25 protein-coding genes are annotated in these 23,374 nt (G+C 69.7%); 14 read left to right on the top strand and 11 right to left on the bottom strand.

The window, feature by feature from the left end:
- Positions 1-36: 36 nt before the first annotated feature.
- The 3 genes from abc-f to AADR41_RS20825 form a co-directional block, all read right to left on the bottom strand.
- Entirely contained in the window at positions 37-1,746 is a 1,710-nt protein-coding gene (gene abc-f / locus AADR41_RS20835; RefSeq protein ID WP_342282898.1) for a ribosomal protection-like ABC-F family protein, read from the bottom strand.
- Between the two features lie 341 nt (positions 1,747-2,087).
- The gene (locus tag AADR41_RS20830) at positions 2,088-2,351 is read right to left on the bottom strand and encodes a hypothetical protein (protein WP_342282897.1); all 264 of its coding nucleotides are present in this window, start codon (positions 2,349-2,351) and stop codon (positions 2,088-2,090) included.
- A gap of 109 nt (positions 2,352-2,460) precedes the next feature.
- Entirely contained in the window at positions 2,461-3,522 is a 1,062-nt protein-coding gene (locus AADR41_RS20825; protein ID WP_342282896.1) for an alpha/beta fold hydrolase, read from the bottom strand.
- 193 nt (positions 3,523-3,715) lie between these two features.
- Between AADR41_RS20825 and pip the strand changes: the two genes are divergently transcribed.
- Entirely contained in the window at positions 3,716-4,675 is a 960-nt protein-coding gene (pip, locus tag AADR41_RS20820; RefSeq protein WP_342282895.1) for a prolyl aminopeptidase, read from the top strand.
- 45 nt (positions 4,676-4,720) lie between these two features.
- Here pip and AADR41_RS20815 read toward each other — a convergent pair whose 3' ends face one another.
- The gene (locus AADR41_RS20815; protein ID WP_342282894.1) at positions 4,721-5,590 is read right to left on the bottom strand and encodes an alpha/beta fold hydrolase; all 870 of its coding nucleotides are present in this window, start codon (positions 5,588-5,590) and stop codon (positions 4,721-4,723) included.
- A gap of 78 nt (positions 5,591-5,668) precedes the next feature.
- Here AADR41_RS20815 and AADR41_RS20810 point away from each other — a divergent pair, with 78 nt between their 5' ends.
- From AADR41_RS20810 to AADR41_RS20785, 6 genes are all read left to right on the top strand, one after another.
- The gene (locus AADR41_RS20810) at positions 5,669-6,292 is read left to right on the top strand and encodes a sigma-70 family RNA polymerase sigma factor (RefSeq protein WP_342282893.1); all 624 of its coding nucleotides are present in this window, start codon (positions 5,669-5,671) and stop codon (positions 6,290-6,292) included.
- Between the two features lie 155 nt (positions 6,293-6,447).
- The gene (locus tag AADR41_RS20805; protein WP_342282892.1) at positions 6,448-7,329 is read left to right on the top strand and encodes a 3-hydroxyacyl-CoA dehydrogenase family protein; all 882 of its coding nucleotides are present in this window, start codon (positions 6,448-6,450) and stop codon (positions 7,327-7,329) included.
- 140 nt (positions 7,330-7,469) lie between these two features.
- Complete coding sequence (locus AADR41_RS20800) at positions 7,470-8,336, top strand: NmrA family NAD(P)-binding protein (protein ID WP_342282891.1); 867 nt, start codon at positions 7,470-7,472, stop codon at positions 8,334-8,336.
- Between the two features lie 168 nt (positions 8,337-8,504).
- Positions 8,505-9,503 carry an AraC family transcriptional regulator gene (locus tag AADR41_RS20795; protein WP_342282920.1) on the top strand — a complete coding sequence of 333 codons (999 nt, stop codon included), beginning with the start codon at positions 8,505-8,507 and terminating at the stop codon, positions 9,501-9,503.
- A gap of 41 nt (positions 9,504-9,544) precedes the next feature.
- Positions 9,545-9,694: a hypothetical protein gene (locus AADR41_RS20790; protein ID WP_342282890.1), complete on the top strand. Its 150-nt coding sequence runs from the start codon at positions 9,545-9,547 to the stop codon at positions 9,692-9,694.
- 312 nt (positions 9,695-10,006) lie between these two features.
- Positions 10,007-10,594 (top strand): TetR/AcrR family transcriptional regulator, encoded by a 588-nt coding sequence (locus AADR41_RS20785; protein ID WP_342282889.1) that lies wholly within the window; start codon positions 10,007-10,009, stop codon positions 10,592-10,594.
- A gap of 12 nt (positions 10,595-10,606) precedes the next feature.
- Here the strand turns inward: AADR41_RS20785 and AADR41_RS20780 are convergent, their stop codons facing one another.
- Positions 10,607-10,819: a DUF5988 family protein gene (locus AADR41_RS20780; RefSeq protein WP_342282888.1), complete on the bottom strand. Its 213-nt coding sequence runs from the start codon at positions 10,817-10,819 to the stop codon at positions 10,607-10,609.
- A 136-nt stretch (positions 10,820-10,955) separates the two neighbouring features.
- On the opposite strand from AADR41_RS20780, the gene AADR41_RS20775 reads away from it, so the two are divergent.
- Genes AADR41_RS20775 through AADR41_RS20765 form a run of 3 tightly spaced genes read left to right on the top strand, consistent with a single transcriptional unit; the run spans position 10,956 to position 13,601 of the window.
- The gene (locus tag AADR41_RS20775) at positions 10,956-11,288 is read left to right on the top strand and encodes a hypothetical protein (RefSeq protein WP_342282887.1); all 333 of its coding nucleotides are present in this window, start codon (positions 10,956-10,958) and stop codon (positions 11,286-11,288) included.
- Between the two features lie 60 nt (positions 11,289-11,348).
- On the top strand, positions 11,349-13,031 hold the full coding sequence (locus AADR41_RS20770) for a helix-turn-helix transcriptional regulator (RefSeq protein WP_342282886.1): 1,683 nt from the start codon (positions 11,349-11,351) through the stop codon (positions 13,029-13,031).
- Positions 13,032-13,601, top strand: coding sequence for a transcriptional regulator (locus tag AADR41_RS20765; protein ID WP_342282885.1), 570 nt, complete (start codon positions 13,032-13,034; stop codon positions 13,599-13,601).
- A 51-nt stretch (positions 13,602-13,652) separates the two neighbouring features.
- Here AADR41_RS20765 and AADR41_RS20760 read toward each other — a convergent pair whose 3' ends face one another.
- The 3 genes from AADR41_RS20760 to AADR41_RS20750 all read right to left on the bottom strand — a co-directional run bounded on the left by AADR41_RS20760 (position 13,653) and on the right by AADR41_RS20750 (position 16,365).
- The gene (locus AADR41_RS20760; RefSeq protein ID WP_342282884.1) at positions 13,653-14,426 is read right to left on the bottom strand and encodes an SAM-dependent methyltransferase; all 774 of its coding nucleotides are present in this window, start codon (positions 14,424-14,426) and stop codon (positions 13,653-13,655) included.
- A 325-nt stretch (positions 14,427-14,751) separates the two neighbouring features.
- On the bottom strand, positions 14,752-15,498 hold the full coding sequence (locus AADR41_RS20755) for a DUF4232 domain-containing protein (protein ID WP_342282883.1): 747 nt from the start codon (positions 15,496-15,498) through the stop codon (positions 14,752-14,754).
- A gap of 288 nt (positions 15,499-15,786) precedes the next feature.
- Positions 15,787-16,365, bottom strand: coding sequence for a chloramphenicol phosphotransferase CPT family protein (locus AADR41_RS20750; protein WP_342282882.1), 579 nt, complete (start codon positions 16,363-16,365; stop codon positions 15,787-15,789).
- 257 nt (positions 16,366-16,622) lie between these two features.
- Here AADR41_RS20750 and AADR41_RS20745 point away from each other — a divergent pair, with 257 nt between their 5' ends.
- The 3 genes from AADR41_RS20745 (at position 16,623) to AADR41_RS20735 (ending at position 19,691) form a co-directional block, all read left to right on the top strand.
- On the top strand, positions 16,623-17,939 hold the full coding sequence (locus AADR41_RS20745) for an amidohydrolase (protein ID WP_342282881.1): 1,317 nt from the start codon (positions 16,623-16,625) through the stop codon (positions 17,937-17,939).
- A gap of 181 nt (positions 17,940-18,120) precedes the next feature.
- Complete coding sequence (locus tag AADR41_RS20740; protein ID WP_342282880.1) at positions 18,121-18,789, top strand: class I SAM-dependent methyltransferase; 669 nt, start codon at positions 18,121-18,123, stop codon at positions 18,787-18,789.
- A gap of 197 nt (positions 18,790-18,986) precedes the next feature.
- The gene (locus AADR41_RS20735) at positions 18,987-19,691 is read left to right on the top strand and encodes a GntR family transcriptional regulator (RefSeq protein WP_446751082.1); all 705 of its coding nucleotides are present in this window, start codon (positions 18,987-18,989) and stop codon (positions 19,689-19,691) included.
- Positions 19,692-19,806: 115 nt separating this feature from the next.
- On the opposite strand, the gene AADR41_RS20730 is transcribed toward AADR41_RS20735, so the two are convergent.
- Complete coding sequence (locus AADR41_RS20730) at positions 19,807-20,559, bottom strand: hypothetical protein (RefSeq protein WP_342282879.1); 753 nt, start codon at positions 20,557-20,559, stop codon at positions 19,807-19,809.
- A 37-nt stretch (positions 20,560-20,596) separates the two neighbouring features.
- Positions 20,597-21,625, bottom strand: coding sequence for a GlxA family transcriptional regulator (locus AADR41_RS20725; protein WP_342282878.1), 1,029 nt, complete (start codon positions 21,623-21,625; stop codon positions 20,597-20,599).
- Positions 21,626-21,860: 235 nt separating this feature from the next.
- On the opposite strand from AADR41_RS20725, the gene AADR41_RS20720 reads away from it, so the two are divergent.
- Positions 21,861-22,451, top strand: a complete 591-nt coding sequence (locus AADR41_RS20720; protein ID WP_342282877.1) for a cysteine hydrolase family protein — start codon at positions 21,861-21,863, stop codon at positions 22,449-22,451.
- Here the strand turns inward: AADR41_RS20720 and AADR41_RS20715 are convergent.
- Positions 22,412-23,206, bottom strand: coding sequence for a TetR/AcrR family transcriptional regulator (locus tag AADR41_RS20715; protein ID WP_446751081.1), 795 nt, complete (start codon positions 23,204-23,206; stop codon positions 22,412-22,414). The two genes, AADR41_RS20720 and AADR41_RS20715, sit on opposite strands and share 40 nt — an antisense overlap.
- Between the last annotated feature and the right edge of the window lie 168 nt (positions 23,207-23,374).

Genomic DNA, 23,374 nt, shown 5'->3' with positions numbered 1-23,374 from the left:
CACCTCGGGCGCGGGCCCGGTCGGCACATCAGCGGCTCACATCTCGGGCGTTCCCGTCGTCCGCGTCCCTGTTTCGTGTGTTCCCGCCTCCTGAGTCCCTGTTCCGCGCGTTCCTGTCTCCGGCGCTCCGGTCTCCGTCAGCCTGCCGTCGGCCAGCCGCAGCCACCGGTTCACGCCGATCCGGGCGAGGAATCGCTCGTCGTGGCTGACCACCACGAACGCTCCCCGGTACGAGCCCAGCGCGCTCTCCAACTGGCCCGCGCTCACCAGGTCCAGGTTGTTCGTCGGCTCGTCCAGGAGCAGCAGCTGCGGAGCCGGTTCGGCGCACAGCACGCAGGCCAGCGTGGCGCGCAGCCGCTCGCCGCCGGACAGCACCCCGACCGGGAGATGGGCCCGGGGGCCCCGGAAGAGGAAGCGGGCGAGCAGATTCATCCGTTCCGCCTCTGTCCGGTGCGGTGCGGACGCGGTGAAGTTCTCTGCGACCGTACGGTCGAGATCCAGCAGGTCCAGCCGCTGCGAGAGGTAGGCGATCCGGCCGTCGGCCCGCTTGATCTGCCCGCCGTCCAGCTCCAGTTCGCCGTTGAGCAGCCGCAGCAGCGTGGTTTTCCCGGAGCCGTTGGAACCGGTCAGCGCGATGCGCTCGGGGCCCCGGACGGACAGGTCGACACCTGCTTCGGTGAACAGGTCCCGGCCGCCGTGGCGTACCTGCATCCGCTCGCCGAGCACGAGTGTGCGCCCGGCCGGCACAACGGTGTCCGGCAGGTCCAGCGTGATGCGCTGCTCGTCGCGCAGGGCGCGCCCCGCCTCGTCCAGCCTGGCCTTGGCGTCGGAGACCCGGGACGAGTGCAACTGGCCGGACCGGCCCGCGGACTCCTGGGCGCCGCGCTTCATGTTGCCGGCGAAGATGCGTGGCAGGCCCGCGCTCTTGAGGTTGCGGGCGGCGTTGCTCGCGCGGCGCTCGGCGCGTTCGCGGGCCTGCTGCATCTCCCGCTTCTCCCGCTTCAGCTCTTGTTCGGCGTTGCGGATGTTCTTCTCGGCGACCTCCTGCTCGGCCCGCACCGCCTCTTCGTACTCGCTGAAGTTGCCGCCGTAGAAGCGGAGTTCGCCGTGTTCGAGTTCGGCGGTGCGCTCCATCCGGTCGAGCAGCGCCCGGTCGTGGCTGACCAGCAGGAGGCAGCCGTTCCAGTCCTCCAGTACGTCGTAGAGCCGGTGGCGGGCGTCGAGATCGAGGTTGTTGGTCGGCTCGTCGAGCAGCAGTACGTCGGGCCGCTTCAGCAGCTGGGCCGCGAGGCCGAGCGAGACGACCTGGCCGCCGCTGAGTGTGTTCAGGCTTCGGTCGAGGGCGAGGCCGGTGAGGCCGAGCCGGTCCAGCTGGGCCCGGGTGCGTTCCTCGATGTCCCAGTCGTCGCCGATGACCGTGAAGTGTTCCTCGCTCACGTCCCCGGACTCCACGGCGTCCAGGGCCCGGATCACCGCGGCGATGCCCAGGACCTCGGCCACCGTGAGATCACCGGTGAGGGGAAGGGTCTGCGGGAGATGGCCGAGCGTGCCGCCCACGGACACGGAGCCGGCGCCGGGCCGCAGCTCGCCGGCGATCAGCTTGAGCAGGGTGCTCTTGCCGGAGCCGTTGGGCGCGACCAGGCCCGTCCGGCCGTTGCCCAGGGCGAAGGACAGGTCGTCGAAGACCGGGGTGTCGTCGGGCCAGGCGAAGGAGAGGTTCGAGCAGATGATGGCGGCGTCGGACATGGAGATACCTCGAATGAGATACGGGCAGACGCAGAATGCTGCCCAGAACATGGAAGAAGGGGACGACTGAACGGCCACGGCGGCGATGCTCCTGGGCATCGGCCGGTGGCCTGACAGGTCGGGGTCTCACCCCGAGATGTCGTCGTCACCCACCATGTCTGGTCTCCTCGATACGCGATCAACGCTTTTGCGAGCTTAACAGCAGCCCCCCGGCGCCCCCTCGCGGTTTTCCTGTCGAGCGGAGGGGATCGTGCGAGGGGGCCCGGGTCGGGTCTGGGACAGGTCTGTGGCGGGCCGGGGGCGGTGGCGGGCTCGGGACAGATGCGGGACGGGCGCGGGGGTTACAGGCCGAGGTCGGCAGCCAGGCAGGAGAAGGACATCCAGGAACCCTCCGGGTCGTACGCGTCCCTCGCGGACTCGTTCGGCGAGGCGGGCCGCACTTCGATCATGTCCTGGTAGGGCACCCGCTCGGGCAGCTTCCCGAACCGCTCGTGCCGGGCCGCTGCCGCGCTGTCCACCGTGATCTCGGTGTTCACGGTGTTCGCGGTGTTCGCGGCGCCAGCCGTCTTTGCGGTGCTGGTGGTGCTGGTGGTGCTGGTGTTCATGGCCGGACTCCGCTCGATCGGTTGCGGATCGCGCCGTAGCGCCGGGCTGATATCAGGGTCACACCAGGTTCGTCACCTGTCAAGCCGGTGACGATTCTGGGTGGTGCGGTCAGAAGCGGTCCACATCCATGACCGCCCGGGCGAAGTCGGCGGGTGCTTCCTGCGGCAGGTTGTGGCCGATGCCCTTGAGGGTGCGGTGGTCGTAGGCGCCGGCGAATCTGTCGCGGTACGAGGCGTCCCCGTCCGGTGCGGTGAAGGGGTCGCGCTCGGCGTCGAGGGTGATGGCCGGAACCTCGATCACCGGCCGCGCGGCGAGCTGCTTCTCGAAGCGGTCGTAGCGGCGCTCCCCGTCGGCGAGGCTCAGCCGCCAGCGGTAGTTGTGGATCACGATGTCGGCGTAGTCGGGATTCTCGAAGGACGCGGCCGTGCGCTCGAAGGTGGCGTCGTCGAAGTCCCAGGTCGGGGAGACGGTGTCCCATACGAGCCGGTTCAGGTCGCGCCGCTTCATGGGGTCCGCCATGGCCTTTCGGCCCCGCTCCGTGGCGAAGTAGTACTGGTACCACCAGGCGTGTTCGGCCGAGGGTGGCAGCGGCTCCAGGTTCATCGCGAGGTTCGTCACGAGGTAGCCGCCCACCGACACCAGGGCCTTGCAGCGTTCCGGCCGGAGCGCCGCGACGATGTCGGCGGTCCTCGCTCCCCAGTCGAAGCCCGCGAGCACCGCCTTCTCGATTTTGAGGGCGTCCATCAGGGCGATGACGTCGAGCGCGACCGCCGACTGCTGGGCGTTGCGGAAGGTACGGGCGGAGAGGAAGCGTGTCGTGCCGTGGCCCCGGAGGTGGGGAACGATCACGCGGTATCCCTCCGCCGCCAGCAGTGGGGCTACGTCGACGAAGCTGTGGATGTCGTAGGGCCAGCCGTGCAGACAGATGACCACGGGGCCGTGAGCGGGTCCGGCCTCGGCGTAGCCGACGTTCAGGAGGCCGGCCCTGACCTGCTTCAGGGGGGCGAATGACGTGTGCGAACGGGGGCCGGCCGTGGGAGTGGCCGATGCCCCAGCCCTGTCCTGCGCGGCGGCGGCCGCGGGTGGGGAGACTGCCAGGCCAGTCAGGGAGGCGGCGGCCGTGCCGGTGCCAAGTCCCGTGACTTTGCCGAAGGTGCGCCTGCTGATCATTCGAAGCCCTCCGTACGAGTCGAAGTGCGGATGCCGCACTGTCCCACGCAGTTCGTCACCAGTCAAACAGGTGACGATTTCGGCCCGCGTGTATGTTGTCCGGCTTGTGCATCGACGAACTCGACGAACTCGACGACTCGATGAACGCCACGAACTTGACGAACTCGACGAACTCCACGAAGGAGAAACGGACATGACGGCCCCGCACCCGCCGATCGAGCCCTATGAGCACGGAATGCTCGACACCGGCGACGGCAACCTCATCTACTGGGAGACCTGCGGAAACCCCGACGGAAAGCCCGCTCTCGTCGTCCACGGAGGTCCCGGTTCGGGCTGCTCGGCGGTCCCGCGCCGGTCCTTCGACCCGGAGCGCTACCGGATCATCCTGTTCGATCAGCGGGGCTGCGGCCGGAGCACGCCCCACGCCGCCGACCACACCACCGACATGACGCTCAACACCACCGAGCACCTGATTGCCGACATGGAGCAGCTGCGCGAACATCTCGGTGTCGACCGGTGGTTGTTGTTCGGCAGCTCCTGGGGTTCCACGCTCGCACTCGCGTACGCCGAGCAGTACCCGGAGCGGGTGTCGGAGATCGTCCTTGCCGCTGTCACCAGCACCCGCCGCAGTGAGATCGACTGGCTCTACCGGGGCGCCGGCCGGTTCTTCCCGGAGGCGTGGGAGCGATTCCGGGACGGTGTCCCCGAGGCCGACCGCGGCGGCGACCTCCTCGGCGCGTACGCGCGTCTCATGGGCGACCCCGACCCGGAGGTACGGGCCAAGGCCGCGACCGACTGGTGCGCCTGGGAGGACGCGGTCCTCTCCGCGGAGCCGAACGGAAGCCCCAACCCGTATGGCGGCAGGCCGCCCCGGGCCATGCTGGCGCTGGTACGGATCTGTTCGCACTACTTCTCTCACGGGGCCTGGCTGGAGGAGGGGCAGCTGATCCGCGACGCGGGCCGCCTGGCCGGCATCCCCGGCGTCCTGATCCACGGCCGCCTCGACATCAGTGGACCGCTCGACACGGCCTGGCAACTCGCCCACGCCTGGCCCGGCTCGGAGCTCGTGGTCATCGAGGACTCCGGCCACAAGGGAAGCGCCGCCATGAGCGAGGCCCTGTACGCGGCGTTCGACCGGTTCGCGCAACGGTAGAACGGTCGCGACAGCCGGGTGCGCGAGCGCGTGCGTACCCGCGCGTCACTCCAGGAACGCCGCGACCGTTGCCACGAACCGGTCCGCGTCGTCGAGCCAGGGGTAGTGGCCTGCCCCTGGCTGTACGACGAGTGCGGCATCGGGGAACGATCCGGCCGCCTCGGCCACCGACCCGGGCGGGCTGTTCACGTCGAACTCCCCGGCGAGCAGCAGGACGGGAGCCCCGAGTCCGGCGAGTGCCGCGCGGGTGGCATCCGGCGCGAAGGCGCCCTCGGCCGCGAAATGCGCGACGGCCTCGTCGTTCTCCGGTCGGCTCGCCGTCAGGTGCTGCCGTGCCGCGGCGTCCCACCGCCCGTAGAAGAAGGGGCCGATGGCCTCCCAGTCGCTGCCGGTTCCCCCGGTGATCGCCTCCAGCGCGGCGAACGCCGCCGGGAACCAGGGTTCCGCCCCGCGAAGTCGTGCGAGTTCACGCCTGGCCTCCCCGCTGATCGTGATGCCGAGAGCCCGGGTGCCCGGCGCGATCAGGACGAGCCTGCCGATGCGCTTCGGGTGGCGCGCCGCGTACCGCGTTGCGAGGTTCGCTCCGGCGGAGTGGGCGAGCAGGTCGATCCGGGAGAGTCCCAGGTGGGTGCGCAGGGCCTCGATGTCCGCGACGAGGCGGTCGCAGCGGTAGGAGGAGGCGTCGTCGGGAATGGCGGACCGTCCGGTGCCGCGAAGGTCCAGGACGACGAGCCGGCGGTGCGCCGACAGGCCGCCGAGATCGCCGAGGTAGCGGGAGTCGGCAGGTCCTCCGGGGACACAGACGACCGGGGCGTCGTGGCCGTCGTCACGGCCGTGGCCGTCGCCATTACTGCCGCCGTTTCCGTGTACGCGGTAGGCGAGCCGGGTTCCGTCAGGTGCGAAGAAGGTGGGCATGGCAGGGAACCATGCCAGTCATAACCAGGTTGTACAACCCGGTTATGGTGTCGGTTCCGCGCGGTGTATAACCGACTCATGGCAGGCGAAGAGAGCACTCACCGGATCCCCGGGACGCTGACCGAGGAACAGGCCGGGCGGATGCTCGCCGACATGAACGAGGTCATCCGCGCGGGCGAGGAGATGCGGAAGCTGCGCGCCGAGATGATCAAGCTGTTCATCGGCTTCGGCTGGACGCAGGACAGGATCGCCCGGCTCGCGGCGATGAGTCAGCCCGCCGTGTCCAAGCAGATGGCGAAGCACCGGCCGGACGACGAATCGACGCCCCCGATGGAGCTCTCTCTCGACCAGTACGACACCCCATGGCTCGAAGGGCGGCTGTGGGCCCTCGCCGAGGAGATCTCGGAGACCCTTTCCGACACCGCCCGCTGCACCCGTCACGTCAATGCCGTCGCGCGTGGGAAGAAGCGCTTCACCCCCGAGAACGTCGACGAGCTGCGACGCCTCGTCGAGGAGGACCTGCGACTGCACCGGGCGGCGCTGCCCGCCGGGTACCAGGACGCGTACGACAGGATCAGCCGCGGTCTCGACATCCCCTCGAAGCCCACCGCCACCACGTCTGCCGCCGCCACCGTGTCGGCCTCCGTGCGCCGCACCCTCGCGCACCGGATCCAGCGCGACCGGCTCAGGGGCGGGGCCTGACCCTTCGGGCGCGGCCGTCCACGTACACCGTTCATCCGTCGGGGCTACATCGGGGCTACATCGGTTGCTGCTGCCGGGGGAGCTGCCGAGACTGTCGAGGAGCCCGGCGGCCGCACACCGGGGACGCACGCTGTCTGCCCGAGAGCAGGAAGAACATGGCCTTCACCGCTCCTACCGATGTCGAGAACCGTCCGGTCGCCGTCATCGGATCCGGCACCCTGGGCCGCAGAATCGCCCTGATGTTCGCCACCCGCGGTGGTGAGGTCCGTATCTACGACAAGTCGAAGGAAGCGGGCGAGGCGGCACGCGCCTACGTGGCGGAGAACGTGGCCGAGGTCGCCGCCGGGATCGAGGGCGGCTCCCCGGGGCGGGCCAGTGTCACGGACGACATGGCGGAGGCGCTCGCCGGAGCCTGGCTCGTGGTCGAGGCCGTCCCCGAGCGCCTCGATCTGAAGAAGAGCGTCTACGGCGAGCTGGACCGTCTCGCCGACCCCGACGCCATCCTGGCCAGCAACTCCTCCTCGTACCCGACCAGCCAGTTCATCGACGAGGTCAGGCACCCCGAGCGGGTGCTGAACATGCACTTCTACATGCCGCCCAAGCAGAACGCGATCGACATCATGTCCGACGGCCACACGGACCGGGCGATCATCGACCTGCTGGAGCGCGAACTGCCGCGCTACGGCGTGTACCCCTTCGAGGCGCATCAGGAGTCGACGGGCTTCATCTTCAACCGCATCTGGGCCGCCATCAAGCGCGAGTCCCTGGCGGTGGTCGCCGAGGGCGTCTCCACTCCGCAGGACGTCGACGAGATGTGGCAGATCAACATGGGCACGCCCGCGGGCCCGTTCCGCATGATGGACCATGTCGGCCTCGACGTCGTTCTGGACATCGAGAACCACTACGCCGTCGAGCGCCCCGACCTGCCCGCCGGACCGCGCGAACTGCTGAAGAAGTACGTGGACGCCGGGCATCTCGGGGTCAAGACCGGCCAGGGCTTCTACGACGACTACGCCGACAACGCCGACAACGCCTGACCGTTGCTGAAACGCCGACAACGCCTGACCGTTGCTGAAACGCCGCTGACTTCCGTTGACTGCCGTGCGTAGACGCACGCGTATGTAGTTGAGCGTTGTGGCTATGGTTCGTCTCGCCGCGTCGGAGTTGACTGATCTGCATGACGAACGAACAGAACATTCAGCAGAGCAGCACCCAGCAGAACACCGAGCAGGCCGTCCCGAAGACGATCCTGGTGATCGGCGGCACCGGCAAGACCGGGAGCCGGGTGGCGGAGCGGCTCACCGCACAGGGGCTGCCGGTGCGTGTGGGATCCCGCAACGGTGAGCCGCCCTTCGTGTGGGATGACCCCGACACCTGGGAGGCGGCGCTCGACGGCGTCGGATCCGTATACGTCACCTACTACCCCGACCTCGGGTTCCCGGGGGCGGCCGAAGCCGTCGGAGCCTTCTCCGAGCTCGCCGTGAAGAAGGGCGCGCGCCGGCTGGTGCTGCTCTCCGGACGCGGTGAGGACGGCGCGGTCAACAGCGAGAACAAGCTCAAGGAATCGGGCGCCGACTGGACCGTCGTACGGGCCAGCTGGTTCAACCAGAACTTCAGCGAGAGCTTCTTCCTGGAGCCCGTACTCGCCAGCGAGCTGATACTGCCGACCGCCGATGCCGTGGAGCCGTTCGTGGATGTCGAGGACATCGCCGATGTCGTCACCGCCGCCCTCACCGACGACAGGCACATCGGCAGGACGTACGAGCTGTCCGGGCCCCGGTCGCTGAGCTTCCGCGATGTGGCCGCCGAGCTGTCGCAGATCACCGGCCGGGAGATCGCGTACACCCCGGTCACCCTCGACGACTACCGGGCGTTCCTGCGGGAGAACGGGCTGCCGGTCGAGTTCGCCGACCTGTTCTCCCTGATCCTCGACGGGCGCAACGCCGATGTCGTCAACGGTGTGGAGGAGGTACTCGGCCGCAAGCCGCGCGACTTCTCGGCGTTCGCGAAGGATGCCGCCGCCACCGGTGTCTGGAGCGTCTGACGACGCCCGGCAGCGGCCTGGCACCATTTGAGAGCGCCGGTACGGATCGCCGGCAGGAATCGTCGGCATGGATCGTCGATACGGGTCGCCCGGTCCGGATCGTCGGTACGGATCGTCGGTACGGATCCGGACCGGTGCCGTATCGCAGGCCGAATGGGAGATCACCACATGGACGTGCTCACCGGACTCCTGGACGGGCCGAAGGCGCGCGGAGCCTTTCTGCTCAAGTCCGTCTTCGACCCGCCCTGGTCGCTCCGTGTCGAGGACCGCGCTCCGATCTCCCTGGCCACCATGGTCCAGGGCAGTGCCTGGGTGATGCCGGACGGTGGGGTGCCGGCCCTCATCGGTCCCGGCGACATCGCCGTGCTGCGGGGCCCCGACCCGTACACGATCGCCGACGCGCAGGACACCCCCGTCCAGATCACCGTCGGCCCCGACCAGCGCTGCAACACCACCGTCGGCGAGGACGTCACCGACACGATGGCGCTGGGGGTGCGGACCTGGGGCGACCCGCTCGGGCAGGGCTCGTCCGTGATGCTCAGCGGTACGTATCAGGCGCCCGGCGAGATCGGCCGCCGGCTGCTGGGAGCCCTGCCCACACTCCTGGTGCGGCCCGCCGCCCTCGGCGAAACCCCGCTCGTCGGCCTGCTGGCCGAGGAGATCGGCCGCGACGAGCCGGGACAGGAGCTGGTCCTCGACCGTCTTCTCGACCTGCTCTTCGTCAGTGTGCTGCGCACCTGGCTCGCCGAGCCGGACGCCGGTGCGCCGGCCTGGTACCACGCCCGGTCCGACCCCAGGGTGGGGCCCGCGCTTCGGCTTCTGCACGGTGATCCGGCCCATGCGTGGACGGTGGATTCGCTGGCCCGCAAGGTCGGCGTCTCCCGGGCGGGCCTCGCCCGCCGCTTCACCGAGGTCGTGGGGGAGCCGCCGATGACGTACCTGGCCTCCTTGCGGCTGGCCATGGCCGCCGACCTGCTGCGCGAATCGGACGTCACGGTGGCCACGGCGGCGCATCAGGTGGGCTACAGCAGCGCGTTCGCGCTGAGCTCGGCCTTCAAGAGGGTGCGGGGGGTCAGCCCGCAGGAGTACCGCAGGAGTGGTGCTTCGCGGGTCGTCCTGCCCGCGGCGACACCGTCCCGGACCGTGGTGCTGGGCAGCGGCGGCTGACGGCACGGGGTCCGCTCACGTCAGTCGACTTCAACGAGGTGATGGACGGCGGCGGACCGTTCAAGGGGGTCCGGGAGGCGACCGGCATCATGCGCACCCCGCTGTGCACCGCCGCCCCGGGCTGCTCGGCGTACTGCCTGGCGTACTGCCTGAAACCGAACGGCCGCGGAGCGGCCGGTGTTCCGGACTGATCGTCCGGTGGTCGTGTTGTGCCGACCGACACCGGCCATCCGCGGCCTGGTTGCGCTGTGCTGGGCTTCCCGCCCCGGTCACCGCCGGGTGCCGGGCTTGGGGAGCGGTCGGGGACGGGGGACCGAACGGGGCTTCAGCGGCTGGGGGCCGCGGCCGCCGAGGTTGAACTCGGTGAAGGTGCCGGCGCCGTGTCGGGCGGTGAAACGAACTCGCAAGTTGACTCCTGTGTGTGACTGCGATGTACCCTCCGTTTGGAGTGCTTTGAATGTAGTACTTCACTTGAAGTGGTGTCAACGTCTTTGGAGGATCTCATGCGTCAGAACCCGGCCCGCCGTGCCGCGTTGCTCGACGCGGCCATCGAGGTGCTGGCCGCCGAGGGCTCGCGCGGGCTGACCCTGCGGGCGGTGGACGCCAAGGCGCAGGTGCCCGTCGGCACCTGCTCCAACTACTTCGCCAACCGCGCCGAACTGTTGCGGCAGATCATGGAACGCGCCGGCGAGCGACTGACGCCGGACCCGGCGGAGGTCGCCGAGGCTCTGGCCGCCCCGTCGTCCCCCGAACTGGTCGCGCAGTTTCTGCGCGACGTCTACCGGCGCATGGACGCCGATCGCAGCAGCTACCTCGCCATGTTGGAGCTGCGCCTGGAGGGCGTCCGCCGCCCCGAACTGGGCGCCGAGCTCAACAGGATCTTCCGCGTGGCGCTGGAGGAGAACATCCGCTTCCATCTGGACGCGGGGCTGCCCGGCGACCGGGTCGATGTGACCCTGCTGTACCTCGCCGTGTACGGCATGATCGTGGACGACCTCACCGTGCCCGACGTCCTCGCGGGTTCTGCCGGCGAACTGATCGACGAGCTGTGCCGGCGTCTCCTGCCCCGCGACGCGGCCGAGAATGCCTGAGCGGAGGTGGTCCTACCCGGGGATCTCCGTGCGCTCCCACCATTCGTAGACGGGCAACTGCCCCTCGGCCGTCTCGCGGTGGCGTGCGGTGGCCCTGAAGTGTTCGTACCCGCCACGGAACGGGATCTTGATATCGGGCCCGGATCCGGGTGCGGTGAGGGGGACGATCCGGTCGGGGAGATCGTCGGGGCCGCCTTCGAGTACTGCTTTCGGTGCGTCGGTCATGGCGAGAGTTTCTCCGGGTGGTGGCCCGGCTCCTCCATGACGCGCCGAAAGATCCACCGTCGCCGGCCGCGCCCCACTCCGACGGCGCGCATGATAACTTCGTAACAAGTTGAATAGTATTCCGGGAGGTGCGCGGGTGCTGCAGATCCAGATCGGTGCCGAGCGCGCGGCGGACCCGGAAGACCGTCTGATGCGGACCACCCTCGGGTGGCGCCGGGGCATGAGCGAGGACGAGGCGTGGGAAGCCGGCCGCGGCATCTGGAAGTTCAACGCGGACCGGGCCCTGTCGCAGGACGAGGTGCAGATCATCAACACCGAGGGCACGGTCCTGGCGGTCGCGAGGATCATCGGGATCTCCAAGCACGGTGACCGTTACGCTCTTGAGGGCGAGCTCTTGCGTGACGACCCCCGCGTCGGCCGCCCGACCGGTAGTCCGCATCTGTCCCGTAACCCCGTCACCTACATCTGACGGGCCTCATGACACTGACGGGCCCCATGACACTTCAGCCGCCGCGAAGGGAGCGCTCCGGTGAGTGACTTCGACGCCATTGACGCGCTGCTCGCGGACGTCGGCCCGCAGGCCGAACTCCCGCCGGCGGACGTCCGGCGCGAGCTGCGGGAGCAGGCCAGGCTCTCCAAGGCCCAGGTGGCCCGAGCGCTCGGCGTGAGCCCCGGCACGGTCGGTGCGTGGGAGGGCGGCCGCGATCCGTCGGACGAGATCCGCACCAAGTACGCGTATCTGCTGGACGGGCTGGCCGCCAAGTTCCCCACCGGGCCGACACCGGAAGTGCCGCCCGCGGAGAACGAGAACGAGGACGAGGGCGAGGGCGGGGACGAGAGCGGTAACGAGAACGAGGCCGGGGACGAAGCCGGCGACGAGGTGGAATCCCTCGTCGTTCCCGAGGCGTGCGTGCTGTGCGGAGCACCGGCCACGCACCGGGTGGCAGGCTTCGCCCAGCACCTGGACCCGTCCGACTGCTGCCCCCTGAACGCCACCGGTACGCAGTCGGCCGGTGGGCAGTCGGACGATGGGCGGCCTGCCGGTGCGCGGCCCACCCGAACGAAGCCCACCGGCACGAAGCCCACCGGTTCGGCCCCCGTAACCACTCCGCGTCCCGTCCAGCGCCCCCGGAGCCCGGCCAAGCGCGCGTTCCAGGAGCAGTCCGGGCCCGCGGACCTGATCGGGCAGACCGTTCAGGCGGCGCTCGCCGAGCACCGGGGCGACGTCGAGGCAGCTCTCGCGGCGCTGCTGAAGCGGGCGATCCCGGACGCGATGCGGCTGCTCGACGAGACCCGTAAGGGCGCGCGGTACGACATCGTCGCGCACCCGTGGATCCCGGACATCCTCCGTAAGCAGACCTCCAAGGGCGCGGACCGGATCTGGGAGGCACGACCGAAGTGGACCCGTCGTGAACTGCCGCCCGGCCGCCACGAGGTGACCGCGCTCGACATCAACGGCGCCTACCTCTCCGCCCTGAAGACCCATCTCCCGCTCGGCCAGCTGGAACACAGCGCCGGATTCGCCCACGACCGCCGTCGCGCCGGCGTTCACCTCATCACCCCGCCCGCGTGGGAGCACGAAGCCGTGCTGCCCAACCCGATCGGCAACCGGGACGAGCCCGGCCCGCTGTGGGTCACCGAACCGACTCTGCGCCTCCTGCTGCGCCTCTCCGGCCCGAAGCACGCCCTGTGCGAGCCCCCGGAGATCCATGAGTCGTACACGTCCGGGGCGACGGAGAACCTGCTGGAGAAGTTCCGCGTCGCCCTCAAGGAGGCCAGGGACACGGCGATCGCCGCCGGCGACGAAGTGACGCTGGAGTACGTGAAGGCGATGTACTCGAAGTTCGTCTCCACGATGGGGGAGTCGAACTACAACCGGGAGCTCTACCGCCCGGACTGGATGCACATCATCCGCAGCCAGGCGTTCTCCAACCTCTGGATGAAGGCACTCAAGGCCCACGACGAGGGACTCACCGTCGTACGAGCGATGGGCACCGACGAGCTCCACGTCATCGGCGACTGGCACCATGTCTTTCCCGAGGGCCGCGGTGTGACCGAGGTCAAGATGAAGGACGTCTACACCGCGGGCACCGATGCAGTCGATGGTGTCGATGTCACTGGTGCTGTCACTGGTGCTGGTGCTGGTACGGACACGGACACCGGTGCCGACACGGACGAGGACGCCGGGAACATGTCGGGGGAGGAGAAGTAGATGCCCGAGAGGACCATCGACTTCGGGAAGTTCGGCGCCCGGGGCATCAAGGGCAGCGACGCCGTCGCGCGCAAACTCGACGAGCTGTCGGGCGGCATCGTCACTCCGGTGACGGTGAAGCGTGGTCTGATGGCGCGTCTGCACTACCTCACGAGGACGGAACACAGCCGTCGGGCGGCCAGGGACGCCGGACTGACGGTGACCGACCGCACGCTGAAGGCATGGCTGGACGAGAGGCGCAGTCCGACGAAGGCCAACCTGGAACGCATTGAGGCCGCCTACCGCCAGGTGCGCCGCCAGAACGTCGCCCGCCACCTCCTCCGGCGCCTGAACGCCAACGGCGGGACACGGGTGGAGATCCATCCGCTCAACCAGTCGCAGGTGCCGCGACCGCTCCAGCGGATGGTGGAGTACCGCACGATGAACGTCCGCCGCTGGGACCGCATCGTCGAGGCCTGGGCGTCAGGCGACGACCAGGGGCTGGACGACGCCTGGGAGGACACCATCGTCGACCTGGGGTCGCAGTGGGGTCAGTACGAGTACGTCACCAACATCGGCTTCGCCGCGTAGCCGGCCCGGCCAATCTCTTCCGGCGCCCGTTGGAGGAGCGGCCCGACGCCCTCAGGCCGTTCCGTCCACCGGGATCAGCGTGAGGTAGGCCATCCCGAGCACTCCGCGGTAGCCCCTCAGCCAGCTCGCCCGGTGCTGGTCGACGCGCTCGCGCGTCTCCTGTGCCAGCGGATGGTCCGGGTGAGTGGCCAGCCACTCCTCCACGTCCGACTGGTAGCCGGACTCGAAGTCCTCCCACTCGTCCTCGTCGGCCGTCTCGATCCAGAGGGGCCGGAATCCGGCGGCCACCGCCACATCGACGAGGCCTGCCAGATCGTGGTGCTCGTCGGCACGGGCGTCCGGCCACATCGCGGCCAGTTCGGCGGAGGTGGGGGAGCGCTGCCAGAAGGCCTCGGCGAGCAGGACCCGTCCGCCGGGCGTGACGATCCGGCGCAGCGCACGCAGCGCGTCGGCCGTGTGCCGGGGCGGCTCCTCGTCACTGAGGGCGTGACTGGCCCCGAGACACAGGACGAGGTCGGCGGGCCCGTGGGACGTATCCACGGCGGACCCCTCGACGAACTCCACGCGGCCGGACAGCGCACGGGCCGCGGCATTCGCGCGTCCCCGGGCCAGGTCCTTGCCGTTGAGGTCGATGCCGATCCCGGTCGTCCCCGGCACCGCGTCGAGCACGCGGAGCATCAACTCTCCCCAGCCACAGCCGATGTCCAGAACCCGGGCCGGGGCGGCCCGGCCGAGCCGCTCGACGATCCGCGCGGCTCGCGCCTCGGAGAGCGGACCGTGGAAGGTGAGCCGGGTCAGACGCGGCGGAAGATCGGTTTCGGTCATGCGGCGCAGAGTAGCGCCGTCAAACCTGCCCACGACACCGAGTTATCGCCCTGCCGAGTCACCTGGTCCGCCGTCCTGGACCTGGTCGGACCCGGGGCGGAGCCGTGACGGACCCGGGGCGGAGCCGGTACGGCCACAGACCGACGCTCTCCCGTTCGACCCGGACCTCGTCATCGCGTGCTGTCTCCGATGCACGCCCTCGCGCTCCTGCTGACGGCGCAGCGCCCCGGACGGGGGAGTGTCCGGGGCGCTGCTGCATGTGGTGCGCGGCTCCTGCGTGTAAGCGGCGCTGCCGCTACGAACGCGTACCGCGCGGGACGCCGTCTCAGAACTCGTCGGCGCCGTTGCGCAGCTCGTACGTCCAGTAGCCGGTCTTCGCGGCCGCGTCGTCGACCGCGATTCCGCCCTTGGGCGCGGCGACGGTCCTGCTGCCCTCGGCCGGGCCGTCGGCGGCGAAGAGGTTCACGTAGAAGGAGCTGACGGCGTGGTTCTTCTCGTCGACACCGCCGTTGTTGATCCGCACGGCCGCGTAGGCCGGGGTGCCGGCGTTCAGCACGATGGGGGTGCCGGGCCTGCTCTTGGCGACCGCCGGGACGTCCTTGGAGGTCTGGGGGAGGTCGCCGAACCCGAGCAGCGGGTACTGGAGCAGGGTGCAGGCGTGGCCCGAGACGTTGGTCGCGGTCAGTGTGATGTGCGTGGTGGGCAGGCCCGGCTGCTTGGCCGCGGAGATCTTCACGTCGTTGACGGTGCAGGCCGGGGCCTTTGCACCGGCCTTCTTCTTGGCGACGGTCTTCTTCTTGGCGGTGGCCTTCTTCTCGACGACGGCCGTCTCGTTGGCGGCGGCCTTCTTCTCTGCGACGGCCTGAACGACGGTGCCGGAGGTGGTGGTGGCCGAGCTCGTCGTGCGCACGACGTCGTTGCTGCTGCCGCTCGTACCCTGCTCGGCGGAGACGGACGCGGCGGCCCCGTTGTCCTTCGAGCCGTCCTCGCCGCCGCATGCGGTGAGCGTCAGGCTGAGGGCGGCCACGGCGGTCGCGGCGAGTACGGCAGGGCGGCGGATGGACGTGCGCATGTGGGGCTCCCCGTGTGATGAGGTCGGTGCGATGTGCAGTTGCTGCCGGGTGCGGCGGCTGGTCTGCTCATAGCTTTGGCCCCCTTCCTGCCGTTCTGCTGACGTCCGGCTGATGAACCACTGACGCACTCGCCGACGTGCTCAGCGACTGCATGCATGTCTCTTCCAGAGATGCGTGGGTACGGATCACCTCCTGCTCCGGCACCGCGTGTGCCGCGTGTGCCGCGTGTGCCGCGTGTGCCGCGACGAGTTCGCCGACCCGCTCCGCGTCGGTGGCTGTGCCGAACCTCATGTGCCGAACCCGGAGTTCACCGGCCGCATGCGTTCGAACGCGGTGGGTGTGGTCCGTCGGCGGAGGAACTCCTTGATGTCCCGGGCACACTCGGCCGGGCTCGCACTGCTGGTGTCGCACTCGAAGTCGTGGACACCGTGGGAATGGACCTGGTCGAACTGGCGGGCTGCCAGCCCGGCCGGACGGTCACCGCGCGCCTGCTCCCGCCGCTCCAGCTCCGGCAGTGGACAGCGCACCGCGACGAGGACGACGTTCTGAGGGGGGAACAGGGCCAGGCAGTCCTGGAGACGCCAGGGCTCGCTCAGGACGTGGTCCACGACGACGGTGTTGCCCGCGGCGGCCATGCCCGCGACCGCGCGGTGGTACCCCATCCACGTGCGCTTGAGCGTGCTGCTCAGCTGGTCCGGGGGCATTTCGGGCGTCGACCGCATGGCATGGAACGCGTCCACGGGCATGTGGAAGCACGGTTCACCGAGGATCGCTGCGAGCTCCCTGGCGATGCTCGACTTGCCCGAACTGGACGTGCCGTTCAGAAAGATGATCAGCCCGTCGGCCGTCTGCGGGTTCCGATGCATTGCCCAACTCCTTTCGCCGTTCGGATCGTTCATTGGATCAAGTGCATACGTCCGCTGCTTCACCGGTCTTCGTATACCAATATGTGCGAAGCGGGGGATTCTGTAGGGATCATTTGGGGTAAATGCTGCGACGATCCCGGGGGCTCTTGTCTGGAATCTCGCCTTGGTATACAAACTGGATTCCGGTCCGCATCTGATGGACAAGGAACGGACAAGGGGCGCGGCCCCGATGTCTCAGACAGAGCCGAAGGAGTCCCATGACGCCCCCTCCCTTCCCGCCGTCCCGACGCGGTGTCCTCGCGGGTGCCGCATCACTGGCGGGTACCGGTGTCGCCATGTCCGCGGGTGTCTCGTCGGCCGTGGCCGACTCCCGCGGTGAATCACGCCGTGAGTCCCGCGACGCGGTGGTCTTCCGCGACGTGCGGCCCATGGGCGCGGCGAAGCCGGTGGACCTCACGGTCGTCGGCGGCCGTATCACCCGTGACCGGGCCCCCAGGGGCGCCAAGGTGATCGACGGCGGCGGGCGCATCGCCCTGCCGGCCCTGGTCGACGCGCACATCCACCCCGACAAGACGACGTGGGGCGGCGACTGGGTGTCGCGCAAGCCGGCCGACAGCATCGCCGAACTCGCCCAACAGGACGCCGAGTTGTTCCGCAGCCAGCGGCGACCGGTGGCCGAGCGGGCGTACGGGCTCATGGCGCACGCCGTGACCCGGGGTACGAGGGCGATGCGGGCGCACGCCGACATCGCCCCGGCCTACGGCCTGGCCTGTGTGGAAGGTCTGGGACAGGCACGCGAACGGCTCAAGCACGCGCTCGACGTACAGATCGTGGCCTTCCCGCAGCACGGCGTCATCCGTACCCCCGGCACCGCGGAGCTGCTCAGGGAGGCCGCCCGCAGCGGGATCGTGGACATGGTCGGCGGGCTCGACCCGATCAGCTTCGACCACGCCCTGGACGAGCAACTGGACCTGCTCTTCGGCCTCGCGGACCGGTACGGCGTCGGCGTCGACATCCACCTCCACGACCGGGGCGAGACCGGCCTGACGGTGCTGCGCGGCATCATCGACCGCACCCGGGCACTGTCCCTGAAGGGCAGGGTGACCGTCAGTCACGTCTTCTGCCTGCCCGGCCTCTCCGACGCCGAACTGGCGAAGACGGCCGCGGACCTGAGCGATCTGGACATCGCTCTGACCACGGTGGCGCCGAGCGCGTCGCTGGTCCTGCCGATCGAGAAGCTGCGCGAACACGGCGTACGGGTCGGGCTCGGCTCGGACGGGGTGCGCGACTCCTGGAGCCCCTTCGGCAACGCGGACATGTTCCACCGGACCCACCTGCTCGGCTGGGTCACGGACGTGCGCCTCGACAAGGAACTGTCCGCCTGTTTCGAAGCCGGTGCGCACGGCGGTGCCGATGTCATGCGGCTGCCCCGCGCCGACCTCTCCCCGGGCTCGCCGGCCGACTTCGTGCTGCTGCGCGCCGAATGCCTGCCGCAGGTCGTGGTGGACATGCCGGCACGCGACATGGTGGTGCACGCCGGACGCGTGGTCGCCCGCGACGGCCGACTGGTCTGACGACTCTCGGCCCGGAGCCTCTCGCCGAACGGCTCGACGCCGTTGGACGCTCCGATGCCGTTGGACGGTCCAAGGGCCGTTGAAGGACTCAACGGCCGTTGGCGCCGGGAGGATTCCGGGCCTCCCGGTGCCAATGGCCGTAAGCCGATGCTCTTCGAGGCCGTCGCCCTATTGTGGGCCGATGCGTTCACACCAGATTGACCGTCCGGCAGACCTCGACACGGTCCGTGAGTCCTATGACCGGGTGGCTGACAACTACGCCAACATGGTGGTGACGACGGGAATGGGTGACATTCGCCGCCATCCATGGCTCAAGGCGTCGATCGATGCCTTCGCCGACACGGTGAGTGATCTCGGGCCCGTCCTCGACGTCGGCTGCGGGCCCGGCACGGTGACCGCCTACCTCGCAGAGCGTGGACTCGACGTGTCCGGGGTCGACCTCTCGCCCGGCATGATCGAAAACGCGCGCCGTCTCCATCCGCAATGCCGCTTCAGCGTTTCCTCCGCCACCGACCTCGACCTTGCGGAGGCCTCCCTCGGCGGCGTGCTCGGGTGGTGGTCCCTCTTCAACCTCCCCCGCGACATCCTTCCTCAGGTTTTCGCCATGTTCGCGCGTGCCCTGAAGCCGGGCGGTCACTTCATCACCGCGACGCACGTCGGCGACGAGGACTTCGTACGCACCGACGCATACGGAGGAGTGCCCGTTCGCTGGACCACGCACAAATGGCGGCCGGAACAGTTCATGGACCTGATCGAGCAGGCCGGACTTCGCCCGGTCGCCGAACTCCGGCTCCCTGCGGATGAGCAGACCGGGCCGGGCCTGGTCATCATGGCCGAGCGCCCCGCCTGAACACCGGACGGGTGCTGACCGGCTCCCCGGCCCCAACGCCCGCCTGCCTGTTTGCCCTCTGCCCCCGCCGGTCCCTCTGCCCCCGCCGATCCCGGTGGCGTCCCGTCGCCCCCGTACGCGCATAAGGTGACGGGACGGCCCCGGACGAGGTCCGGGCGGCCGGGACAGGCCGGGAAGGCACAGGGAGGACGGCACACGTGACGGCAGGCACCGGCCGGAAGGGCGACGGGGAACAGCCGTCCGCCCCGGCGACGCGCATCCCGCTGAGCGAGGTCGCGCGCCGGGCCGTCAGGGATCGCATCATCGACGGCAGCTACGCCCAGGGCAGCCGGGTGGTGGAGCGAGAGATCGCCCAGGACCTCCAGATGTCGCGGGTGCCGGTGCGCGAGGCGCTGCGGGCCCTGGTGGAGGAAGGGCTGCTCGACCTGCTGCCGCACAGCGGCGTACGGGTGCGCCGGCTGGAGCGCGCCGAGGTGGAGCACCTGTACGACGTGTGGGAGCCGCTGGCCATCCAGGCCTCACGCCTCGCCGCCCGCCGCGTGGCCCTGGCCGCACCGGACGAGCCCGGCGGGCTGGCTGAGCTGCGGGCGGTCCTGGAACGGGCGGAGGCGGCGGCCGCGGCGGGGGACCGGACGCGGGAGAACGGCGCCGGGACCGCCTTCCACGACGGGATCGTGGCGCTCGCCGACAATCCGCTGCTGGCCCAGCTCATGCAGCGGCTGAACGGCCAACTGCGCCTGCTCTTCGGCCTGAACACGGAACCCGCCCCGATGCGTGCCCAACACGGTGAGATGTACGAACGCATCGCCGCGGGAGACTGCGACGCCGCCGCGGCGATCACTCTCCTTCACGTACGCAAGAGCCGGGAGCTCGCACTGCGCTCGGTGACGGACACCCCCTAGCGGGGCTCGGGAGCAGGCGTACCCCCGCGACAGTGGCACCACATGACAGACCGGCCGAACGTCCGTGATGCGATGCCGCACATGGCAACACTTCTCGACGAAGCGGGACTGTTCCCTATGCCCTTCGGTCCAGCGTGTCGGCCGCGCGCGCCAGGTATTGGGCGAGGGTCTCCTTGCCGGGGGAGGGCACGTCCATCAGCCCCCAGCGGCCGACCTTCCCGGTCCCGGTGTCGAGGAACGTTCCCGCGTACGGATCGTCCGGGTCGTCCGCGGTGAACGGCAGCCAGCTGCCGGGCCACTCGCCGGTCGAGACCATCATGGCGTGCAGATCCGTGGCCCGGTCGATCCGCAGCAGCCCTTCCCCGTGCAGGAAGGTGTTCAGGTCCTCCTCGGCCTCCTTGTCACCGACCAGCAGCGCGGGCAGCGGCCGGCCGCCGCGTTCCCACAGCCACCGGATCTGCTCGGGCAGCGGGCGCCCGAGCATCTCCGCGTAGCCGGGCTCCCGCTCGAATTCGGCAGGGTCCGGTGCCTGCGGGTACAGCTCGCTGCCCGCCCCCATGTCCCACAGCCACCGCAGCTTGAGGGGCAGCGGAAGGGCGAGCGTCTCCTGGTAGCCGGCCATCATCTCGAACGTCGCCAGATGCGCGGGCATCTCATGCGTGCCGTCGTGCAGCAGCCACAACGCCTTCAGCCCGGCGGGCAGGGCATGACCGGTGTTCTGCTCGGCAGCGGCCAGCCGCACGGCGGTCGCGGGTGGACGCAACGTCGCGCGTGACATCGGGACGTGCGCCATCAGCCATGTGTCTATCCGGTTCCACGCCGCCACGACGGCGGCGGCGTCCTGCGACTCGTCCACGTTGTGCGTCATGCGCGTCAACCTATAGGGGCTGTACGGGACGGTTCTCTCAGTCCTTCCGCCGTCGGCCACCCCGTGACGACGGAACGTCGGGGCCGGCCCGGAAGCGCTGCCGGTACTCCGTCGGTGTTGTGTCGAGTCTCCGGCGGAACGCCCGGACGAGGGTGTCGGTGGTACCGAACCCGCAGGTGGACGCGATGCGTTCGAGCGTGGCGTCGGTGGATTCGAGCTGGTTGCGCGCCCTCTCGACACGTACCGACTCGACGTACGCACTCGGGGTCATGCCGAGCTCGGCCTTGAAGATCCTGGTGAGCTGCCGCTCGCCGACATGGGCGTACGCGGCGAGGTCCGCGACGGTGAGCGGTGCGCCGACGTTGCCCATGATGTGGTGGCGGAGGTCCTCGATGCGCCGTGTTGTGGAGAGGGGTTCGAGGGGGACGCTGAACTGGCTCTGCCCGCTCGGCCGTTTCAAATACATCACGAGTTGCCGGGCGACACGCAGCGCGACGGTCTCGCCGAAGTCGTCGGCGACGAGGGCGAGCGAGAGATCGAGACAGGCGCTGATGCCCGCTCCGGTCCACACGTCGCCTTCGCGGATGAAGATCGGGTCCGCGTCGACCTCGACCGCGGGATGGTCGGCGGCGAGTTGTTGCGCGGTCGACCAGTGGGTGGTGGCGCGCTTGCCGTCGAGCAGCCCGGCGGCGGCGAGGATGTGTGCTCCGACGCAGACCGATGTGACTCTCCGCGTCCTGGCGGCGAGTGCCCGCACGCGGTCGACCACGGTGGGGTCGGTGAGGGCGTGTACGCGGCGCCGGTCGTCCACTTCCACCGATCCGGGCACCAGGAGGGTGTCGATGCTTCGCGTGGCCGCCTCTTCGAAGGTGATGTCGGGGAGGATGCGCACGCCGGCGGAGGTGGTGACGGGGTCCAGTGTCTCGGCGGCGAGGAGCACGGTGTAGCCCGTCTCGTCGTCCGTCTCGCGCCGCAGGAGGGCGAACACCTCCGGGGGGCCGGTGACGTCGAGCAGGTCGACGCCCTCGAAGAGAACGATGACGACGAGTCGTTCGATGGTGCTCATGCGGTCTCCGTCCGGTCGGTACCTGCGATGTCGCCGACTGCGATGTGGGTATCGCCGGTCGGTATCCGCGATGTCGGCACCAGCGTTGTCGGCACCAGCGATGGCGGTACCCGTGATGTCTGTATCTGCATGTTAGATGGCATTGCAGACACGCCTGGGCCGACCTTAGCGTTCTGGATGCGGCTCACCGAGTGGGTGGGCGAAAAATCCTGGCTCGACACGAGGCGGTAATTCCATGGCTACGACGACTCTGCGCGAACTCAACGGCTTCGACGAGACGCCCGCGTCGCTCGCCGATTCGACCCTGATCCTGGTCGACTACCAGAACACCTACGTCGGTGGCGTGATGGAGCTGGAGGGCTGGCAGGCCGCGCTCGACTCCGCCGCCGCGTTGCTGGGCCGGGCCCGTGAGGCGGGTACGAAGGTCATCCACGTCATCAACGACGGCGGCGAGGGCACCCCGTACGACATCCGGGCGGAGATCGGCCGGATCCACCCGAGCGTGGCGCCGGTCGAGGGCGAGCCCGTCGTCGTGAAGAAAGCCCCGAACGCCTTCGTCGACACCGACCTGGCCGAGCACGTCGACGCCGCCGGCAACAAGGACGTCGTCGTCGCGGGCTTCATGACGCACATGTGTGTCACGTTCACCACGGAGGGCGCGTTCCTGCGCGGGAACCGGCCCACGGTGGTGGCCGATGCCTGCGCGACGCGCCCGCTGCGTTCGATGGGCACCGAGCTGACCGCCGACCAGATCCATCGCAGCGCGCTCGCCACGATCTCCGACCTCTACGGGGTCGTCGTCGATTCCGGGAAGTCCCTGACCTGACCTGTCTGGCCCGTCCGGCCCGTCTGGCCCGTCTGGCCCGTCCGGCCCGTCTGAGCTGGCTGATCCGCCTGACCTGACTGATCCGTCCGACCTGTCTGACCTCTCCAACCCGCCGGGACCGATCTGCCGGGACCGGTCTTCGGGGGCACTCCGGTGTTCCGCCCTGCTTCGTGCCGCGCGCCCAGCGCCGCGCGCAGCGCCGGGGCGAGGACGCGACGGGTCTCGGACGGGGTGAGGGCCGATGGGGTGGGGAGGGGATTGAGGTAGCGGGTGTAGATAAGGCCGCCGAGGATCGTCACCACGGCCGTGGCGCGTGCGGTCGCGTTCCGGCCGCCGATAAATTCAACAAGCCGGGCCAGCAACTCGTGTTCCAGGTATTCGCGGATCACCTCGGCGGCCTCGTCGCCCCGGGTGCTGAGCTGTCGGAAGTCGGAGTCCTCCCACAGAGCGGTCACCGCGTCGATCAGGCGGTCGGGGAGGGTGGCCGGATCGCCGCCGAGGACATCGTCCACCGCCAGCGCGTTGGCGCACTGGACCTGCATCACGTCCGCGAACAGGCCCTTCTTCGAGCCGAAGTGGTACGCGATCAGTGCCGGGTCGACCCCGGCCGCCCCGGCCACCGCGCGCAGCGTCGTGCGCCGGTAGCCGCGCTCCAGGAACAGCGTCCCGGCCGCGGAGACGATCGACTCGCGCGTCGGCGGGTTGCCACGGGGGCGGCCTCGGGTGCGGGCGGAGGCGGGCTGGGCGTTATTCATCAGCGTTGAGCCTGCGTTCGGTGACCGGGACAGTCAAGGGCGTTCCGCGAACCACACGAAGGGATGGCCCGACATCATGCGCATCGCAGTCCTCGGCGTAGACGAACCAACAGGCCGCCACCTCACCGGACACGACCCGGGAGGGAGCGGGGGCCGACGGGCGGAGAG

It is taken from the genome of Streptomyces sp. CLV115 (genome assembly GCF_038448545.1).
Lineage (GTDB): Bacteria > Actinomycetota > Actinomycetes > Streptomycetales > Streptomycetaceae > Streptomyces > Streptomyces sanglieri.
The sequence above is the reverse complement of the archived record's forward strand: the minus strand, read 5'-3'. Positions and strand labels throughout refer to the sequence as shown.

What these genes read in the sequence shown, in the direction of transcription:
- AADR41_RS20720 (WP_342282877.1), top strand. Translation starts at nt 21,861, where the DNA reads ATGGCTACGACGACTCTGCGCGAACTCAACGGCTTCGACGAGACGCCC.
- AADR41_RS20760 (WP_342282884.1), bottom strand. Translation starts at nt 14,426, where the DNA reads ATGACCGAAACCGATCTTCCGCCGCGTCTGACCCGGCTCACCTTCCAC.
- abc-f (WP_342282898.1), bottom strand. Translation starts at nt 1,746, where the DNA reads ATGTCCGACGCCGCCATCATCTGCTCGAACCTCTCCTTCGCCTGGCCC.
- AADR41_RS20745 (WP_342282881.1), top strand. Translation starts at nt 16,623, where the DNA reads ATGACGCCCCCTCCCTTCCCGCCGTCCCGACGCGGTGTCCTCGCGGGT.
- AADR41_RS20830 (WP_342282897.1), bottom strand. Translation starts at nt 2,351, where the DNA reads ATGAACACCAGCACCACCAGCACCACCAGCACCGCAAAGACGGCTGGC.
- AADR41_RS20825 (WP_342282896.1), bottom strand. Translation starts at nt 3,522, where the DNA reads ATGATCAGCAGGCGCACCTTCGGCAAAGTCACGGGACTTGGCACCGGC.
- AADR41_RS20800 (WP_342282891.1), top strand. Translation starts at nt 7,470, where the DNA reads ATGACGAACGAACAGAACATTCAGCAGAGCAGCACCCAGCAGAACACC.
- AADR41_RS20765 (WP_342282885.1), top strand. Translation starts at nt 13,032, where the DNA reads ATGCCCGAGAGGACCATCGACTTCGGGAAGTTCGGCGCCCGGGGCATC.
- AADR41_RS20730 (WP_342282879.1), bottom strand. Translation starts at nt 20,559, where the DNA reads ATGACGCACAACGTGGACGAGTCGCAGGACGCCGCCGCCGTCGTGGCG.
- AADR41_RS20750 (WP_342282882.1), bottom strand. Translation starts at nt 16,365, where the DNA reads ATGCATCGGAACCCGCAGACGGCCGACGGGCTGATCATCTTTCTGAAC.
- AADR41_RS20805 (WP_342282892.1), top strand. Translation starts at nt 6,448, where the DNA reads ATGGCCTTCACCGCTCCTACCGATGTCGAGAACCGTCCGGTCGCCGTC.
- AADR41_RS20725 (WP_342282878.1), bottom strand. Translation starts at nt 21,625, where the DNA reads ATGAGCACCATCGAACGACTCGTCGTCATCGTTCTCTTCGAGGGCGTC.
- AADR41_RS20780 (WP_342282888.1), bottom strand. Translation starts at nt 10,819, where the DNA reads ATGACCGACGCACCGAAAGCAGTACTCGAAGGCGGCCCCGACGATCTC.
- AADR41_RS20790 (WP_342282890.1), top strand. Translation starts at nt 9,545, where the DNA reads ATGGACGGCGGCGGACCGTTCAAGGGGGTCCGGGAGGCGACCGGCATC.
- AADR41_RS20715 (WP_446751081.1), bottom strand. Translation starts at nt 23,206, where the DNA reads ATGAATAACGCCCAGCCCGCCTCCGCCCGCACCCGAGGCCGCCCCCGT.
- AADR41_RS20810 (WP_342282893.1), top strand. Translation starts at nt 5,669, where the DNA reads ATGGCAGGCGAAGAGAGCACTCACCGGATCCCCGGGACGCTGACCGAG.
- AADR41_RS20785 (WP_342282889.1), top strand. Translation starts at nt 10,007, where the DNA reads ATGCGTCAGAACCCGGCCCGCCGTGCCGCGTTGCTCGACGCGGCCATC.
- AADR41_RS20740 (WP_342282880.1), top strand. Translation starts at nt 18,121, where the DNA reads ATGCGTTCACACCAGATTGACCGTCCGGCAGACCTCGACACGGTCCGT.
- AADR41_RS20795 (WP_342282920.1), top strand. Translation starts at nt 8,505, where the DNA reads ATGGACGTGCTCACCGGACTCCTGGACGGGCCGAAGGCGCGCGGAGCC.
- AADR41_RS20815 (WP_342282894.1), bottom strand. Translation starts at nt 5,590, where the DNA reads ATGCCCACCTTCTTCGCACCTGACGGAACCCGGCTCGCCTACCGCGTA.
- AADR41_RS20755 (WP_342282883.1), bottom strand. Translation starts at nt 15,498, where the DNA reads ATGCGCACGTCCATCCGCCGCCCTGCCGTACTCGCCGCGACCGCCGTG.
- pip (WP_342282895.1), top strand. Translation starts at nt 3,716, where the DNA reads ATGACGGCCCCGCACCCGCCGATCGAGCCCTATGAGCACGGAATGCTC.